General features: G+C 64.0%; 13 protein-coding genes. 9 read left to right on the top strand and 4 right to left on the bottom strand.

Annotated elements, in window-relative coordinates; translation table 11 throughout:
- Positions 1–156: 156 nt before the first annotated feature.
- Complete coding sequence (locus RHPLAN_RS25905; protein WP_198164491.1) at positions 157–1,896, top strand: sensor domain-containing diguanylate cyclase; 1,740 nt, start codon at positions 157–159, stop codon at positions 1,894–1,896.
- An 86-nt stretch (positions 1,897–1,982) separates the two neighbouring features.
- Here the strand turns inward: RHPLAN_RS25905 and rpsD are convergent, their stop codons facing one another.
- Both rpsD and murI read right to left on the bottom strand, forming a co-directional pair.
- On the bottom strand, positions 1,983–2,600 hold the full coding sequence (rpsD, locus tag RHPLAN_RS25900; RefSeq protein WP_068024084.1) for a 30S ribosomal protein S4: 618 nt from the start codon (positions 2,598–2,600) through the stop codon (positions 1,983–1,985).
- Positions 2,601–2,819: 219 nt separating this feature from the next.
- A complete protein-coding gene (gene murI, locus RHPLAN_RS25895) occupies positions 2,820–3,635 on the bottom strand; it encodes a glutamate racemase (protein WP_068024081.1) in 816 nt (271 codons plus the stop codon).
- An 82-nt stretch (positions 3,636–3,717) separates the two neighbouring features.
- Between murI and otsB the strand changes: the two genes are divergently transcribed.
- From otsB to RHPLAN_RS25875, 4 genes are all read left to right on the top strand, one after another.
- The gene (otsB, locus tag RHPLAN_RS25890) at positions 3,718–4,464 is read left to right on the top strand and encodes a trehalose-phosphatase (RefSeq protein WP_237179916.1); all 747 of its coding nucleotides are present in this window, start codon (positions 3,718–3,720) and stop codon (positions 4,462–4,464) included.
- A 366-nt stretch (positions 4,465–4,830) separates the two neighbouring features.
- Positions 4,831–6,246, top strand: a complete 1,416-nt coding sequence (gene otsA, locus RHPLAN_RS25885; protein WP_068024075.1) for an alpha,alpha-trehalose-phosphate synthase (UDP-forming) — start codon at positions 4,831–4,833, stop codon at positions 6,244–6,246.
- A gap of 252 nt (positions 6,247–6,498) precedes the next feature.
- Positions 6,499–8,478, top strand: coding sequence for a thiamine pyrophosphate-binding protein (locus RHPLAN_RS25880; RefSeq protein WP_068024073.1), 1,980 nt, complete (start codon positions 6,499–6,501; stop codon positions 8,476–8,478).
- Positions 8,479–8,502: 24 nt separating this feature from the next.
- Positions 8,503–8,868 carry a c-type cytochrome gene (locus tag RHPLAN_RS25875; RefSeq protein ID WP_157100488.1) on the top strand — a complete coding sequence of 122 codons (366 nt, stop codon included), beginning with the start codon at positions 8,503–8,505 and terminating at the stop codon, positions 8,866–8,868.
- Between the two features lie 182 nt (positions 8,869–9,050).
- On the opposite strand, the gene RHPLAN_RS25870 is transcribed toward RHPLAN_RS25875, so the two are convergent.
- Both RHPLAN_RS25870 and RHPLAN_RS25865 read right to left on the bottom strand, forming a co-directional pair.
- A complete protein-coding gene (locus RHPLAN_RS25870) occupies positions 9,051–9,731 on the bottom strand; it encodes a Fe2+-dependent dioxygenase (protein ID WP_068024065.1) in 681 nt (226 codons plus the stop codon).
- 152 nt (positions 9,732–9,883) lie between these two features.
- Positions 9,884–12,334 carry a TonB-dependent receptor gene (locus RHPLAN_RS25865; RefSeq protein ID WP_084245547.1) on the bottom strand — a complete coding sequence of 817 codons (2,451 nt, stop codon included), beginning with the start codon at positions 12,332–12,334 and terminating at the stop codon, positions 9,884–9,886.
- Between the two features lie 243 nt (positions 12,335–12,577).
- Here RHPLAN_RS25865 and RHPLAN_RS25860 point away from each other — a divergent pair, with 243 nt between their 5' ends.
- The 4 genes from RHPLAN_RS25860 (at position 12,578) to RHPLAN_RS25845 (ending at position 15,967) form a co-directional block, all read left to right on the top strand.
- Complete coding sequence (locus tag RHPLAN_RS25860) at positions 12,578–13,612, top strand: PepSY-associated TM helix domain-containing protein (RefSeq protein ID WP_068024060.1); 1,035 nt, start codon at positions 12,578–12,580, stop codon at positions 13,610–13,612.
- Between the two features lie 128 nt (positions 13,613–13,740).
- Positions 13,741–14,736, top strand: a complete 996-nt coding sequence (exbB, locus tag RHPLAN_RS25855) for a tonB-system energizer ExbB (RefSeq protein WP_084245545.1) — start codon at positions 13,741–13,743, stop codon at positions 14,734–14,736.
- 4 nt (positions 14,737–14,740) lie between these two features.
- On the top strand, positions 14,741–15,166 hold the full coding sequence (gene exbD / locus RHPLAN_RS25850) for a TonB system transport protein ExbD (protein ID WP_068024057.1): 426 nt from the start codon (positions 14,741–14,743) through the stop codon (positions 15,164–15,166).
- A gap of 36 nt (positions 15,167–15,202) precedes the next feature.
- On the top strand, positions 15,203–15,967 hold the full coding sequence (locus RHPLAN_RS25845) for an energy transducer TonB (protein WP_068024054.1): 765 nt from the start codon (positions 15,203–15,205) through the stop codon (positions 15,965–15,967).
- Positions 15,968–15,972: the final 5 nt, after the last annotated feature.

The raw sequence follows: 15,972 nt of genomic DNA, 5'->3' as shown, positions 1-15,972 counted from the left end.
GGAAAAGCCCAGAACAAAAGCCTCAAGATTCGACGATTTGTTCACTGCTTTCTTACGTTGTTTGCAGCGAGGACGCCGCCAAGATGGTTAACGGGACGTTGTGTTAATCACGCACGCGCATGATCCGTGCCGCCGTTAGAGGCAGGAGAGATGGCGGTGCGGTTGACGAAGAAGCTTTCAACTTACCTGGGCGGGCTCAGCGTGCGCGTGCAAATCGGGCTCGCCGCCGCGGCCCTGTGCACGATCCTGGTCGCATCGACTGCGACCACGACCGGCTATTTCGGTGCGCGGCATATGTCCGGTCTGATCCGTCAGGATCTTGCCGCCACCGCGGAGGTTCTGGCCGATCAGCTCAGCCGGACATTGGGTTCGCGCTATCACGAGGTTGGAAACCTGTCGCGGCTCGCGCCGTTGCAGCCGCTGTGGCAGGGCGATCCGGCCGCGTTGCGTAAAGTTTTGGAATCGCTTCAGGCGAGCTATTCCGATTATTCCTGGATCGGCTTTGCCGATCCGAGCGGCAACGTCGTCGCCGCGACCGGAGGCCTTCTCGAAAAGGCTTCGGTCGCCGAGCGGCCCTGGTTCAAGAAGGGCATGCTTGGCCCCACGGTCGAGGATGTGCACGAAGCCAAGCTGCTCTCGGGCTATCTCACGCCGCAGAAATCCGGAGAGCCATTCCGCTTTGTCGATGTTGCGTTCCCGGTGCAAAACATCGCCGGCGAAACCATCGGCGTCCTCGGAGCGCATCTGAGCTGGAATTTTGCCGCGCAGCTGCGTCGGGTGATCCTGGATGCGTCATATCCGGCCAGTAGCGCCGACATCCTGATCCTGTCGCGGGACGGCAAGGTGCTGCTGGGCGCGACGTTGGGTTCGGAGCTCTTCGCACAGGATCGCAGGACGCGGTTGATGTCGGAAAAGACCGGGCACTTCGTCGACGCAACAGGCGGCGAGCGTTCTCTGGTCGGCTTTGCGACGGTCGAGGCCCATGCCGATTATCCAGGCCTGGGCTGGATGGTGGCGGCACGCCAGAGCGAAGCGGTCGCGCTTGCGCCAGTTCATTCCATGATCTGGACGATCGCGGGCGTGGGCTTTGGCGTGGCTTTGATCGGGCTCGTGCTCGCGATCGTGATGGCGCGGAGCATCGCGGCTCCGATCCGCTCGCTCACAGCCGAGGCCGACGGACTCGGCCGCGCGGCCGGCCCGCAAATGCTATCGCGTCACGGCGGCTCGCTCGAGGTCGAACATCTCTCCACGGCGCTGCGCTCGCTTCTGCGCCGCATCTGGGTTGCGGAGGAGCGGACGAACGAGGCCGAGCGACGGGCGGCCGAAGGCGCCGAGCAGTACGCGCACGACATCCGCATCCTGCGCACCATGGCCGACACTGATCCGCTGACGAACCTGTTGAACCGGCGCGCATTCCTCGGCGCCGCCAACGACGCCTTCGAGTACTACAAGCGTTATGACCGGCCGATTGCCGCCCTGGTGGTCGACATCGACCACTTCAAGAAGGTCAATGACACCTATGGGCACGCTGCGGGCGACGCGGTCATCAAGCAGGTCGGCGAGCTGCTCGGTGTGACACTGCGGAGCACCGACAAGCTGGCGCGTTTCGGCGGCGAAGAGTTCGTCATTCTGTTGCGCGAGGTCGACGAAGAAGCGGCGAGGGCGCTCGCCAACCGGGCGCGGGAGAGCGTTTCCAGCAAGCCGATTGGATACGGCCAGGCGCTGATCAGCGTGACCGTCAGCATCGGCGTGACGCTCGTGGCCAAGCCCGATCGCGACATCCAGGACACCATCGAACGCGCCGACCGCGGGCTCTATATGGCGAAGAACACCGGCCGCAACCGCGCGTTCCTGATGTATCCGAACGCCGAAACCGACGTTCGCCAGGTGGCGTAGCGCCCCGAGCGGCGTAGCAACGCCGCACGACCAATAAAAAAGCCGCCCCGGTGGGGCGGCTTTTCCATTTTGTCAGCGCGCTGTAATCAGCGCGAATAATATTCGACGACGAGATGCGGCTCCATCGCCACGGCGTAGGGCACTTCGTTGAGCGCCGGAACGCGCACCAGCTTCGCCGAGAGCTTGCCTTCGTCGACCTCGATGTAGTCCGGCACGTCGCGCTCAGAGAGCGCACGGGCCTCGAGCACCAGGGCGAGTTGCTTGCTGGCTTCCTTCACCTCGACGACGTCGCCCACCTTCATGCGGAAGCTCGGGATCGTCACGCGGCGGCCGTTCACCTTGACGTGGCCGTGGTTGATGAACTGCCGCGCCGCGAACACGGTCGGCACGAACTTGGCGCGATAGACGATCGCATCGAGCCGCTGCTCGAGCAGACCGATCATGTGCGCGCCGGTGTCGCCCTTCTGCCGACGGGCTTCGACGTAGATGCCGTGGAACTGGCGCTCGGAAATGTTGCCGTAATAGCCGCGCAGCTTCTGCTTGGCCTTGAGCTGCACGCCGTAGTCGGAGAGCTTGCTCTTGCGGCGCTGGCCGTGCTGGCCCGGGCCGTATTCACGCTTGTTGACGGGGCTCTTCGGGCGGCCCCAGACATTCTGGCCCATACGGCGGTCGATCTTGTACTTCGCCTCGTGGCGCTTGGTCATCGCGTCCTCAGTCCTAGGTTATGAGCAGGATTGCTCTTGAGGATCGCGCCCTCCTACTGCCCAGGCCGGAGCCCAAGGCCGACAGGTTTTGCAGCCAAAGCGCAAATCATTGCGAAAACTGGCAAAACCGCGGGTCGCGAAACACCACGCGGGCCCAAATGGCCCGCGAGATGGGCAGGCTTTTAGGGGCAAAGCCCAATTGTGTCAAACACGTAGTGTTTAAACGCCTGCGCCGGCCGGGACCCCGGTTTCTAGGCCGAACCGGGCCAACGCCGCGGCAAGCCCCGGAGCAGGCGGTCGGCCGGAGCTGAACACCACGCGGCCGGCGGGCGTGGCGTTCCCGTTGGCCGGCCCCAGGAGGTCCGTGACCCGGCGGGCGATGGCTGGCGCCGGGTCCATGAAATTCACCGGCCAGGGGCTGAGCTCCTGCAGCCGGTCGAGCAGGAGCGGGTAGTGGGTGCAGGCCAGCACCACGGTGTCGGTGCGGGCGCCGTCCAATTCAACAAAGCAAGGCGCGAGTTCCGCGACGATTGCGTCATCGGCAACGCCTTCGCCCTTCAGCGCCGCCTCCGCCAGTTCCGCGAGCCGCAGCGAACCGACCAGCGTCACAGCGCAGCCCTGGCCAAAATCACGGATCAGCGCGCGGGTGTATTCCCGGCTCACGGTGGCTTCGGTTCCAAGCACCGAAACCAGCTTGGTTTTCGAGGCGGCACAAGCCGGCTTGATGGCCGGCACGGTGCCCACGAATGGAACTTGGAACCGGGCCCGGAGTTGAGGAAGCACGAGGGTCGAAGCGGTGTTGCACGCAACCACGACCAGATCCGGTCGATGCGCGGTAATCCATTCGTCCATCACGCCAAGGACGCGCGCGACCAGCACCGGCTCGTCGCGGCGGCCATAGGGGAAAAAAGCATCATCGAGGGCGTAGATGAAGCGCGCGTCCGGGCGCACCTTCACCACCTCGCGATAGACCGTGAGACCGCCGAGCCCGGAGTCGAACACAAGGATGGTCGGCGGCGCAGCAGTGAAGGACATGGAACACCTTATATCCCATTGCTAGGCCATCCGTCCGCCCCCGCCATACGCCGTCAGCCTCTCTTCATTCATGGAATTGCCCGTGCCGCTCGACCTTCGTGACTTCAGCCGATTTGCCCTGCTGCTGGATATCGACGGCACCTTGCTCGACATCGCGCCGACGCCGCAGGCGGTTTATGTGCCAGCCTCGCTGCGCCAGTCGCTCGCGACACTGCGCGAGCGACTGGGTGGCGCGCTCGCGCTGGTGAGCGGGCGGTTGATCTCCGACATCGACGGGCTGTTCACGCCGCTGCGTCTGCCGGTGGTCGGCGGCCACGGTGCAGAACTGCGGCCGCACGGCGAGGGCGATACCATCGACCAGCGCGCTTATTCACTCGAGCCGATGCTGCGCGCCGAACTCGCCGCGATTGCCAAACGGCATGAGGGCGTTCTGTTCGAGGACAAGGGCTCATCGATCGCGTTGCATTACCGCTTGGTGCCCAAGCAAGGTGTCAGCCTGAACCACGACGTCAAGCATGCATTCGAAGCGTGGAACGATCCGTCGATCGAACTTCTGAGCGGCAAGGCCGTGCTCGAAATCAAGCACCGTGGCTACAACAAAGGCACCGGCGTGCGCGAACTGATGAGTCTTGCGCCGTTCAACGGGCGCAGACCGATTTACGTGGGCGACGACAAGACCGACGAGTTTGCATTTGCGGTGGTGCCCGAGTTCGACGGCATCGCTGTGTCGGTTGGCCGGCGCATCGCGTGGGTCGAGCACTGCATCGCGTCCCCAACAGAGGTGCGCGCATGGCTCGATCATCTTTCGGCCGAAGCTCCCGTGTCGTAATGCCTCACGCATTGTGACGCTCGGAACATTTTTTTCGTTGTGATTTGGAACCAAATTCGTCGCGCGTGTTGCCGGAACTTTCCCGCATCTCATCCGTTACATTCGTGATCATCTGACTTTCGTGAACTCGACGCTGTGACTTCATCCGAGTCTGCGGGTTCCGCTTGCGTCAAATGATGGGGCTTCGGGGCGTGGAAAGGTTCGTGATTCATGGACGCATTGCGACACGGCAACGGCTACGGATTACCATCGCCTCGATCCACGCCTTCGTCCGGAGACCGGCGTTCCCTCACACAAGTTGCAACTGATCTGTTTCGCCGCGGCGTCGATCCGGAGCGGGAGATCGAGGTTGCGCGCGGAGGCGGCGTGAAGCCGGGCCGCGTGATTGTGGTGTCCAATCGCGTGGGCTTGCCAAGCGACGGCAAGGCGCGTGCCGGCGGACTTGAAGTGGTGATGCGCTCCTTCATCAAGCGCAACCGCGGCATCTGGTTCGGTTGGAGCGGCCAGATCGCCCAGCGCGGCAGCGAAAATGTCCGCGCCGTCGAGCGCGGCGGCGTCACTTACATCACCACTGATCTCAACCGCGCCGATTATCAGGAATACTACAACGGTTTCGCCAACCGGATGCTCTGGCCGATCATGCATTACCGGTTGGATCTGGTTGAGTTCTCCAATCGCGACATGACCGGCTATCTCCGCGTCAACGAGAAATTCGCCGAGATCCTGCACCGCTTCATCGAGCCGGACGACATCATCTGGGTGCAGGATTATCACCTGATGCCGCTTGCCAAAGCCTTGCGCGATCGCGGCCACATGAATCGGATCGGCTTCTTCCTGCATATTCCGTTTCCGCCTCCAGAGGTGCTGGAGACGGTGCCCAAGCACGAGCAGAGCATCTATCCGCTCAGTCACTACGACCTGGTCGGATTCCAGACTGAAGGCGACGCCGCCAATTTCGGCAAGTATCTGACGCAGCAATTCGGCCTGACGAGTCGCGACGGCCGAAGCTTCAATGTCAACGGCCGGACTGTGCGTGCCGGTGCATTTCCGGTCGGTGTCGAGACCGCGCAGTTCGAGCGTCTCGCGCGCAGGAGCGCGCGCATCGACGAGATCATCCAGGTGCAGACGAGCATCGCCGACCGTCCGATGATCATCGGCGTCGACCGGCTCGACTATTCGAAGGGGCTCGATCTGCGCATGCGCGCCTATGAGCACTTCCTCGAAGCGCATCCGCACTGGCGCGGCAAGGTGACCTATCTGCAGATCACGCCGCGCAGCCGGTCGGAGATCAAGGAATATGCCGACATGGAGCAGCGCGTGAGCGAGACCGTCGGCCGCGTCAACGGACATTACGGCGAGGCCTCGTGGACGCCGATCCGCTATGTCAATCGCGCCTACACCCGCACCTTGCTGGCGGGGCTTTATCGTTTCTCCCGCGTCTGCCTGGTCACGCCGTTGCGCGACGGCATGAACCTCGTCGCCAAGGAATATGTCGCGGCTCAAGACCCGGAGAATCCCGGCGCGCTGGTGCTGTCGCAGTTCGCCGGCGCGGCGGCGGAATGCCGCTCGGCGCTGCTGGTCAATCCGTACGATCAGGAAGCGGTGGCGGCCGCGATCGACCAGGCGTTGTCGATGCCGCTCGAAGAACGCAAAGAGCGGCACCGCGACATGATCGCGGCCCTTACGGCGAACGACATCAAGGGCTGGGGCGAGCGATTCCTGGCGGCATTGGTTCGCGAGCCACAGAGCGGGCTGCGATTGATTCAGCAAGCAGGGTTTTAAAGCTCGCCGCGTATCGCATAGCGGAACGCTACCCTCGATTCATCTCCCGAGCTGTGCGCGGCGCGCGTCGAAGACGCGTGTATGCGCTGACGGGCGGGTATCTCGCGACGCCGCGAGATTTTTCACGTTGCTTCCAGAAATGATGACACTGCACTAGTGCGGCAATCTGACGTGCTTTAGGATCGCGCCAACTCGCGAGAGGCGGATTCGCGGATCCGCAGCGAAAACATTTTTGAATGGGGAGAAGCTCTGATGGCACGCAAGATTTCCGCTCCGAAAGTCGATCGTCGAAATTTTCTAAAAGGTGTCGCAGTCGCGGGCGCCGCGGCGGGTGCGGTCGCCCCGGGCGCGGCCAACGCCCTGCCGGCCGCCGGCGCCGAGCCGGCGCGCATCCCGTCCGTGCTGCCGCCTTCGGCGCGCACGATCGCGGCCGAAACGGCCATGCCGGAAAAGGAGCTGAACCGGATCGGCGGCAAAGCCGGCTCCGATTTCATGGTCGACGTCATCAAGACGCTCGATATCAAATATCTGCCGGCGAACTGCGCTTCGAGCTACCGCGGCATCCACGAGTCGCTGATCGACTACGGTCAGAACAAGATGCCGGAATTCCTCACCTGTATGCATGAGGAGTCCGCGGTCGCGATGTGCCACGGCTACTTCAAGGTCACCGGCAAGCCGCTGATGACGCTGGTGCACGGCACAGTCGGCCTGATGCACGCCACCATGTCGATCTACAACGCCTGGTGCGACCGCGTTCCGGTCATCGTCATGGGCGGCAACGACATGGACGCCGCGCACCGCCCGCCGGGCGTGCCGACCTTCCATTCGGCGCAGGACATCAACGCGATCGTGCGCGACTACACCAAGTGGGACGACACTCCGGTGTCGCTGCAGCACTTCGCCCAGTCATTCGTACGTGGCTACAAGATCGCGATGACCCCGCCGTATGGCCCGGTCATGATCTCGCTCGATGCCGGCCTGCAGCAGGAGCCGATGCATCCCCGTCCGGGCGAAGCGACTCCGTCGATTCCGAAATACACGCCGACCTCGCCGCCCGCGGGCGAGATGGGCGCGGTGCGGGACGCCGCGAAACTCCTCGCCAACGCGGAGCGGCCGGTGATCGTGGTCGACCGTGCGGCGCGTACCGAGAACGGCGTGCGGCTGCTCGTGCAGCTCGCCGAAGCGCTGCAGGCGCGCGTTGTCGATCTGGGCAACCGCATGAACTTCCCGCGCACGCATCATCTCGTGTCGGGCCCGCCCGCGGTCGCCAATGCCGACGTGATCCTCGGCCTCGAGCTCTCGGACTTCTGGGCCGTGATGAACTCCTACGTCGACAACGGCGATGAAGGCATCGGCTTCAACCAGACCCGCATCAAGGCGGGCATGAAGCTGATCAGCATCAATTCGGTCGAGCTCATCACCAAGGCGAACTACCAGGACTTCCAGCGTTTCCAGCCGGTCGACATTGCGATGGCGGCCGACGCCGAGGCGACGCTGCCAGCGTTGATCGAGGCCGTGAAGTCGGCAATCCCGAACGATCGCAAGGACGCGATCGCAAAGCGCGGCGAGGCCGCGAAGAAGGCCCGCGACGAGGCACACACCCGCACGCTGCAAGCGGCGGCCATCGCCTGGGACGCGAGCCCGATCAGCACTGCGCGTCTCGTGATGGAGACCTGGAACCAGATCAAGAACGAGGACTGGTCGCTGGTCGCCTCGGAAGGCAACGTCAGCAACTGGCCGGCCCGGCTCTGGCCGATGGAGAAGTACCATCACTGGCTTGGCCGCTCGGGCGGCTATGGCGTGGGCTACGGCGCACCGGCGTCGATCGGCGCCGCTCTCGCCAACCGCGATCTCGGCCGCTTCTCGGTGTCGATCCAGTCGGATGGCGACCTGATGTTCGCGCCCGGCGTGCTGTGGACTGCGGCGAAGCACAAGATCCCGCTGCTCGCCGTCATGCACAACAACCGCGGCTACCATCAGGAGCTGATGCACGTGCAGCGCATGGCAAGCTTCCGCAACCGCGTCGCGAGCATAGGCAACGATCTCGGCCCGATCGGCACGAGCATCATGAATCCCGACATCGAGTACCACAAGCTCGCCGAGTCGATGGGCTGGTGGGCGAAGGGGCCGATCAAGGATCCGGAGCAGCTCGGGCCCGCGATCAAGGAAGCCGTTGCCGCGGTGAAGTCGGGTCAGCCGGCTCTCGTCAACGTCTGGACGCAGCCGCGCTGATTTGATTTGGGGAGCAAGATCAAGATGACACGTTCGTTCGTTCGCTTTGTGCTGGCCGCGGTCGCGGCCGGCACGGTGGCCCTCGCTTCCGGCTCGGCATTCGCCGCCGGCGATGCCGTCAAAGGCAAGGCCAACTTCCAGAAGTATGGCTGCTGGCAATGCCACGGCTACGAGGGCCAAGGCTCGGCCGTGACGAGCCTCGGCAAGGTGCTGGCGCCCGATCCGCTGCCCTGGGACACGTTCTCGGCCTTCGTGCGCACCACCAACCGCGCAATGCCGCCGTTCAGCGAAAAGGTGCTGCCGAACGAGGATCTGGTCGACATCTACGCGTATCTGTCGTCGATCCCGAAGGGCAAGGACTACAAGAGCATCCCGCTGTTGAATCAGTAGCCGCGTTGCGGCTGCCCCACGCGGGGCGGAGCTTCAAAAGTCGAATCGCCGGGCCAAAGGTCCGGCGATTTCGTTTTGTATTTCATGAAGGGCGGAGCCGTTCGGCCGGGTCGCTTTGCGGGATAGAGTTTGTTTGAGCGTGATCTTTCCCGAAAACCGCTTCGCACTTTTCGGGATCAAGCTCAGGCCTCGGCCCATTGCCTCAGCAGGTTGTGGTAGCAGGCGGTGAGCGTCACCAGAGACGAATGCCCGGGATGATCCTGGGTGAGGCGGATGATCGCCATGTCGAGGTCGAACAGCAAAGCGCGCTGGGTCACGTCGCGGATCAGGCTCTGCGTCCAGAAGAACGAGGCGATGCGCGATCCGCGGGTGATCGGCGTGACGTTGTGCAGGCTGGTCGCCGGATAGATGATCAGATCGCCCGCGGGCAGTTTCACCTCGTGACTGCCGTAGGTGTCTTCGACCACGAGTTCGCCGCCGTCATAGTCTTCGAGCGCCGAGATGAACAGCGTCGCCGAGACGTCGGTGCGGATGCGCACCGGATGGATGGGATGCGAGCGGATGGCATTGTCGACATGCGCGCCGAACGTCATGCCGGCGTCGTAGCGGTTGAACAGCGGCGGAAACACCTGGTGCGGCAGCACCGCCGACATGAACAGCGGGCTTTGATACAGCGCCTTGTGCACCATGTCGCCGAGCTCGCGCGCCTCCGGCGATTGTTCGGGAAGCTGCAGATTGTGTTTCACCTGCCGCGATTGGTGGCCCGCCGTGACATTGCCGTCGACCCATTCGGCCTTGGTCATGACCTCGCGGCACCGCGCCACCTGCTCGGCGCTGAGCACTTCGGGAATGTGGAGCATCATGGCTCGGGTTCCTTGCGATTGACCTTCGGCTTACCGCCGCACTGCTGCTTTTCCAAGCCGGCCGTTAACAGCTCCGGATGACGGTTGCGTCCTCAGCAAAAGAGCCGCCTGCAGGGCAGGCGGCTCTCGTGGGGTTCGCGGCCCGCCAATCGTTATTTGAGAGCCACGGCCTTCGTCGGGATGAGCGAAGCTGACTTCGGCGCCTCGTCGGGTTCGAACCGCACCCGGTAGGTCAGGGCGACCGTGCGGCCCGACGCGGGCACCGCCCAGTTGGAGTAGGCCGACTGGTAATAGGTCTTGTCGGCGAGGTTGTAGACGTTCAGCTGCAGCGTCGCCTGCTTGCTCACCTTGTAGGCGGCCATGATGTCGAAGCGCCACCAGTCCGGCACGAGCGCCGACTGCGGAACGGTCGCGCTTCCCGAGTCGCCATAGACCTCGCCGGTATAGAAAGCGCCGGCGCCGATCTGGAGCTTTGGCGTGACGTCATATGTGGTCCACAGCGAGAACGCATTCGTCGGCGTGTTCAGCGGCTCGGTGTTGAGCTGGAATGCGCTCGTCGTTTTGGTGACGCGGGCATGAACGTAGGTGTAGCTCGCGATGATCTGCCACTGCTTGGTCAGGTAGCCGCTGACGCTCGCCTCGAAACCGTCCGCCGTGACCTCGCCATCGAGGATCGTCACGCCCGCATTGATCGGATCCGGCACGCGCAAGTTCGTCTTCACGGTGTGGAACACCGCGCTGGCGAGGCTCAGCTTGCCGCCAAGCACATCGGCCTTGATGCCGACTTCCGTGGTTTCGTTCTTTTCGGGCGCGAGCTTCGTCAGGCTGATCGCGGTGGCGGGCGTTGTCACCGCGATCGAGAGGTTGTCGGCCGACGGATTGAACGACGTGCCATGCATCACATAGATGCTGCTGTTGAGTGTCGGGTGGAAGATTCCGCCGACGCGCCAGCTGAACAGGTTGTCGTTCCGCTCGAGCTGCGAGACGGCCGCGGAGGCGAGCGGAGCCGCCTGCTTGAACTTGTAATTCTCCAGGCGAATGCCACCAAGCACCTCGAAGTATTGATTGATCTTGATCTGATCCGCCGCATAGAAGGCGAGATCGGTCGCCTCGCCATAGGTAAACTGGCTGGAGGTCGAGGGTTGCGGAGTGCCGCCGTAGCGATAGGGGTCGGGATCGAGCAGGCTTGTTGAGGCCTGTCCCGCGAACTGGTTACGCCGGAAATCGCGCGTCTCGCGATTGGCCTCGAAGCCGGTGATGGTGGTGTGTTCGAGCTGCCCGGTGTTGAACTTCGCGATGGCGTCGGTGGCGTTCGCAATCATCGAATTGTTCACCGCGATCTGGGCGCGGTTCGGCGTCCAGGCAGCCGTCAGGCTCGAGGGCGCGGGCTCAGGGAAGACGTTGCGCTGGAAGCGATCGACGTTCGTGTAGCGCGTCGTGTTCACGACCTTGAAGTTCGAATTGAACTCGTGCTCGAGCCTGTTGGTGAGGGTATGCGCGTCGACCTTTTCGGTGTCCGGATAAGGACCGCTGAGAATGCCGTACCAGTTGCTGCGCGACACCGGCGCGATCGGTCGTGGATTGCCCGCGAAACTGTAATTCATGAACGGAACGCCGTAGTCGGGGACGTTTTCGTCGTGCTGGTAGATGTAGCTGAACGTGTTGGTTGTCTGGTTGTCGATCTTGTATTTGATCGACGGCGCGAAGCCGTACCGGTTGATCTCGACATGATCGCGATCCGGAATGTCGTAGCGCTGTCCCATCGCGACGATGCGCGCGGACACTTGGTCGTTCACCTTGCCGTTGGCATCGACCGTGGCGCGCACGCCGGGACCGGTGTTGCCGGTCAGCGTACCTTCGACGAAGGTGCGATCGGTCGGCAGCTTGGAGACGAGATTGATCGCGCCGCCGGTCGAGCCGCGTCCGAACAGCACCGACGAAGGACCTTTGTAGACTTCGACCGCGTCGACCGCGAAGATATCGCGCGTATACCAGCCGGGATCGCGCAGCCCATCGCGGAACACGTCATTCTGCGCCGAGAAGCCGCGGATGTAGGGCGTGTCACCCTGGTTGCCGCCTTCGCCGGCGCGGAAGGTGACGCCCGCGACGTTGCGCAATGCGTCTCTGACATCCGACGCGGCCGTGTCGCGGATCACCGCCTGCGGCACCACGTTGACGGATTGGGGCGTCCTCAGAAGAGAGACCGGGATACGGTTGAGGTTGCCGTTGGTCGGCGCCTGATACGACGTCTGCGACGGGTTCGCCGGCGCTGCTGCGGCCACCGGCGGCGTGCGAGGCGCTTGAACCGGACGCGCTTGCCGTGGCTTGCGCTTCGCGGAGCGCACGTTGATCCGGGGCAGGGTGGTGGTCGCGGATTGCTCGCCGGCCTGCGCCGTGGTTGTGCTCGAACGCGGCGTCCCCGCGGTAGCGGCCTCCTGGGCGGTGCCGCTGGTCGTTGCCAGCATCACCGAGGCCAGGCCGACGGCGGCCTGTGACAACGGATGGCGAACCGTTGCGCTGATCGCCGACCGATTTTGGCTGCAGTTGCACTGCTGCTCCAAAGAAGCCGCTGGCTTCTTTGTGACCCGGATATACTTCGACATCGCCCCACTCTTACGTTCAAGTTTGTTGTTTAGAACTGATAAAAATTCAGTTCATGCCCAGTATTGGCTTACATGCGGTAGTATTCGTGGGCAATTATAAATGGTTGAAACTGCAGGCTCTTTCGAATTAGAACACTTCAAAACTAACAAACTTATTGCATTTCTACTTTGTGGCAGCGCGGCCGCTCGCTATACGTGGCCCTGGAGCTCCAAACTACTTGGAACGATTACAAAGAGAGCGCGATGTCTGCCGCGTCCAGATCCCGGCTGCGCCGGCTTTTCCTGCAAATCCATCTGTGGCTCGGCATCGGCCTTGCAGTTCTGCTCGTACCGATCTCGCTCTCCGGCGCGTTTCTGGTCTGGCATGATGAGTTCGACGCGCTGATCCATCCGTCTCGCTATGCTGCGACCGCAGGGCCGTCGTTGCCGCCCGCACAACTCGTGGCGAAGGCCGCCGCTGCGCTGGAGCGCGGCTTCCAGACGACCGGATTGCGGATGCCCGAGCGCGACGGCTGGCCCGCGGTGTTGTCGGCGCGTGAAGGTCGGCGCGGCGAGGGCGGACGCCTGAGGTTCGTTTCCGTCTATCTCGATCCGCCGACCGGGCGCATCATAGAGACCGTCGAATTCCGCGACTCTCTCATCGGCGTCCTGCATCGCTTTCACGAGAACCTGACGATCCCCGAGTTGAACGGGCGCAGCATCGTCGGTTGGGTTGGCGTCGCGATGCTAATCCTGAGCCTCAGCGGCATCTATCTCTGGTGGCCGCGCAACGCGGGCTTTCTGCGCGGCTTGTGCTTCACGCGCGGGCCCGCGCTTTCGTTCAACCTGCATCACCTGTTCGGCTTCTGGATCTCGATTCCGCTCGCGGTGGTGTCGGCGACCGGCATCTATCTCGGCTTCCCGCAGCAGGCGCGCGAGATGATGGCGTCGGTCGCGCCGATTTCGCAGCCGCAGCGGGGAGGCGGCGGCAGCGTGCGCGTGCAGGTTCGCGATCCGCAGACCGGCGGTATGACCACCATGATGCTCGACGAGCGCAGTGGCGCGCTCGCGCCGCTGGCGCAGCTTTCCGGTGACCGCGCGGCGCAACTGATCCGCGGTCTCCACGACGGCAGTCGCGGCGGCGCGTTGTGGCAGGTGCTGGTGTTTGTCTGCGGCGTGCTGCCGACCGTGTTCGTCATCACCGGTGTGATGATCTGGCTCCGCAGCCGCAGGCGGCCGAAGCCGGCCACGCCTGCAACGCCCGCCATGGCCATGCCTCAGGTCGAGGCTGCCGAATGATTGCCCCGATCAGGATGCATCATCGCTCCACTGGCCTTGGCGCATGTAACACTGTTACAAATGCGTCCGACAGTGCACTGGCACGCGAGCGGGGCAGTCGCAGCGTTTGGAATGTGCAGGATTAGTCAATGAGGATCAGTCGTTTAGTGGCTCCGGCCACGATCGTAGCCGTGTTGTGCACCGCCCAGGCTTTCGCCCAGGCGCCCGCGCCGAACCAGCAGGCTCCGCGGCCGGCGGTTTCGCAACCGGCGGCGCCCCAGGTCGCGCCATCGCAAGCGGCCCCACCGCAGGCCGCACCAGCCGCGGCCGCCACGCCGGCTCCCGCCACGACAGTTCCGGCTGCGCCAGCCCAGAGCGGGTCCGCTCCGGCGACGCCTGACGCAAATGCAGCATCCGCCCCGGCCATCGGCACTGCGCAGGTCTCGCCGGCCGATCTGCCCCGCGACCTGTCGCCGTGGGGCATGTTCATGAACGCCGACATCATCGTGAAACTCGTGATGATCGGACTGGTGTTTGCGTCGCTCGTCACCTGGACGGTCTGTGTCGCGAAGTATTGGGAGTTGTTCGCGGCGAGCCGCAGGGCGCGCGCGGCGCTTGGCCTGCTCAACGAGGCGCGCTCGCTTGGCGAGGCCAATCAGCGGCTCGGCCGCGGCGAGGCCGCGATCGAGCGGCTCGTGCGTGCCGCGGTCCACGAGGTGCAGATGTCGCCGCATCCCGAGCCGGAGGGGCTCAAGGAGCGGATCGCGTGGCTGCTCGAGCGCGTCGAAGCCTCGGCGATCCGCCGCACCGGCCGCGGCATGGGCATTCTCGCCACGATCGGTGCGACAGCGCCCTTCGTCGGCCTGTTCGGCACGGTGTGGGGCATCATGAACAGCTTCATCGGCATCTCGAACGCCCACACCACGAATCTCGCGGTGGTAGCGCCGGGCATCGCCGAGGCGCTGCTCGCGACCGCGCTCGGCCTGTTCGCCGCGATCCCGGCCGTGGTGATCTACAACGTGTTCTCGCGCGCGACCGGCGGCTATCGCGCGCTGCTCGCCGACGGCTCCGCGCTGGTGATGCGGCTCGTGAGCCGCGACTGCGAGCGCATGTCGTCTCCGATGTCGCGCGCTGCCGCGGAGTAGTTCTGTGTCGATCAAGCTCGGGCACGACAGCGACGAATTCGAGGAGACGCACGAGATCAACGTCACGCCGTTCATCGACGTGATCCTGGTGCTGCTCATCATCTTCATGATCGCGGCGCCGCTTGCCACCGTCGACATTCCGGTGGAGTTGCCGTCGACCACGGCGCAGCGGCAGGAACGGCCGGACAAGCCGATCTTCCTCACCATCAAAGCGGATCGTTCGCTCGCGATCGGCGAGGATGTCATCGCACGGGATTCTCTGGCGCAGGCGCTCAACGTCGCGGCCAAGGGCAATCACGATGAGCGCATTTTCCTGCGCGCCGACAAGACGGTGGCCTATGGCGACATCATGCAGGTGATGAACGACATGCGCACCGCAGGCTATCTCAAGATTGCCCTTGTCGGGCTCGAGAATCGCCAAGCTAAGTGAATCATCAAGCCAAGTAAATCGTCAGGCTGAGACGCAATGAGCCAGATGACGGCGCAATCGCTGATACTGCCGGCCTATGACGGCGCTGAGGTCCGGCGCTGGGCATACGCTGCCGCGATCGTGGTTGTCATGCATGTCGCCGCGGTCGGAGCCTATTTCTATGCTGCGCCCGAAGAGGACGACGGCATGTCCGATACGCCGGCGGTTTTCGTCGACCTGACGCCGATGTCGGCTTCGTCGCCATCGACCGCCGATCTGCCGCCGGGCGAAGAGGCGCCTGACGCTTTGCAGATCCCCAAGCCTCCGGATCAGGCCAAGCCCGAGGTTGCGGAGCCGGTGCAGAAGGTCGAGACGCAGTCCGATGTGCAACTGCCGGTGCCGGAGGAAAAGGTCGAAGAGAAGAAGCCGCAGCAGGAGGAGCAGGCGCCATCGGTCGCGACCGCGCCACCGCGCGCCGATCAGATCGGACCGCAACGGCCCGCGACCGCGCCTCAGGGCAGCACCATGAGCCGCAACGCGCTGCTGCGCTGGAATCATCTGGTGTCGGCCAGGCTGCAGCAGAACAAGCGCTATCCGGCGGCCGCGCATGGCGAGCAGGGCACGGTGACGTTCGCGTTCGTGGTCACCGCCAAGGGCGAGATCCTGTCGCAGCGAGTCGTGCGCAGCTCCGGCTCTCGTGCGCTCGACGACGAGGCCATGGCGATGCTTCGCCGTGCGCAGCCGCTGCCGGCGTTCCTGCCGGGCATGACGCAGCCGTCCATCGAGGTCAGCCAGTCGATCGGCTACACGGTCGCGCGCTAGCAACC

The organism is Rhodoplanes sp. Z2-YC6860 (assembly GCF_001579845.1).
Classification (GTDB): Bacteria; Pseudomonadota; Alphaproteobacteria; order Rhizobiales; family Xanthobacteraceae; genus Z2-YC6860.
This window is presented reverse-complemented; position numbering and strand designations above follow the sequence as displayed.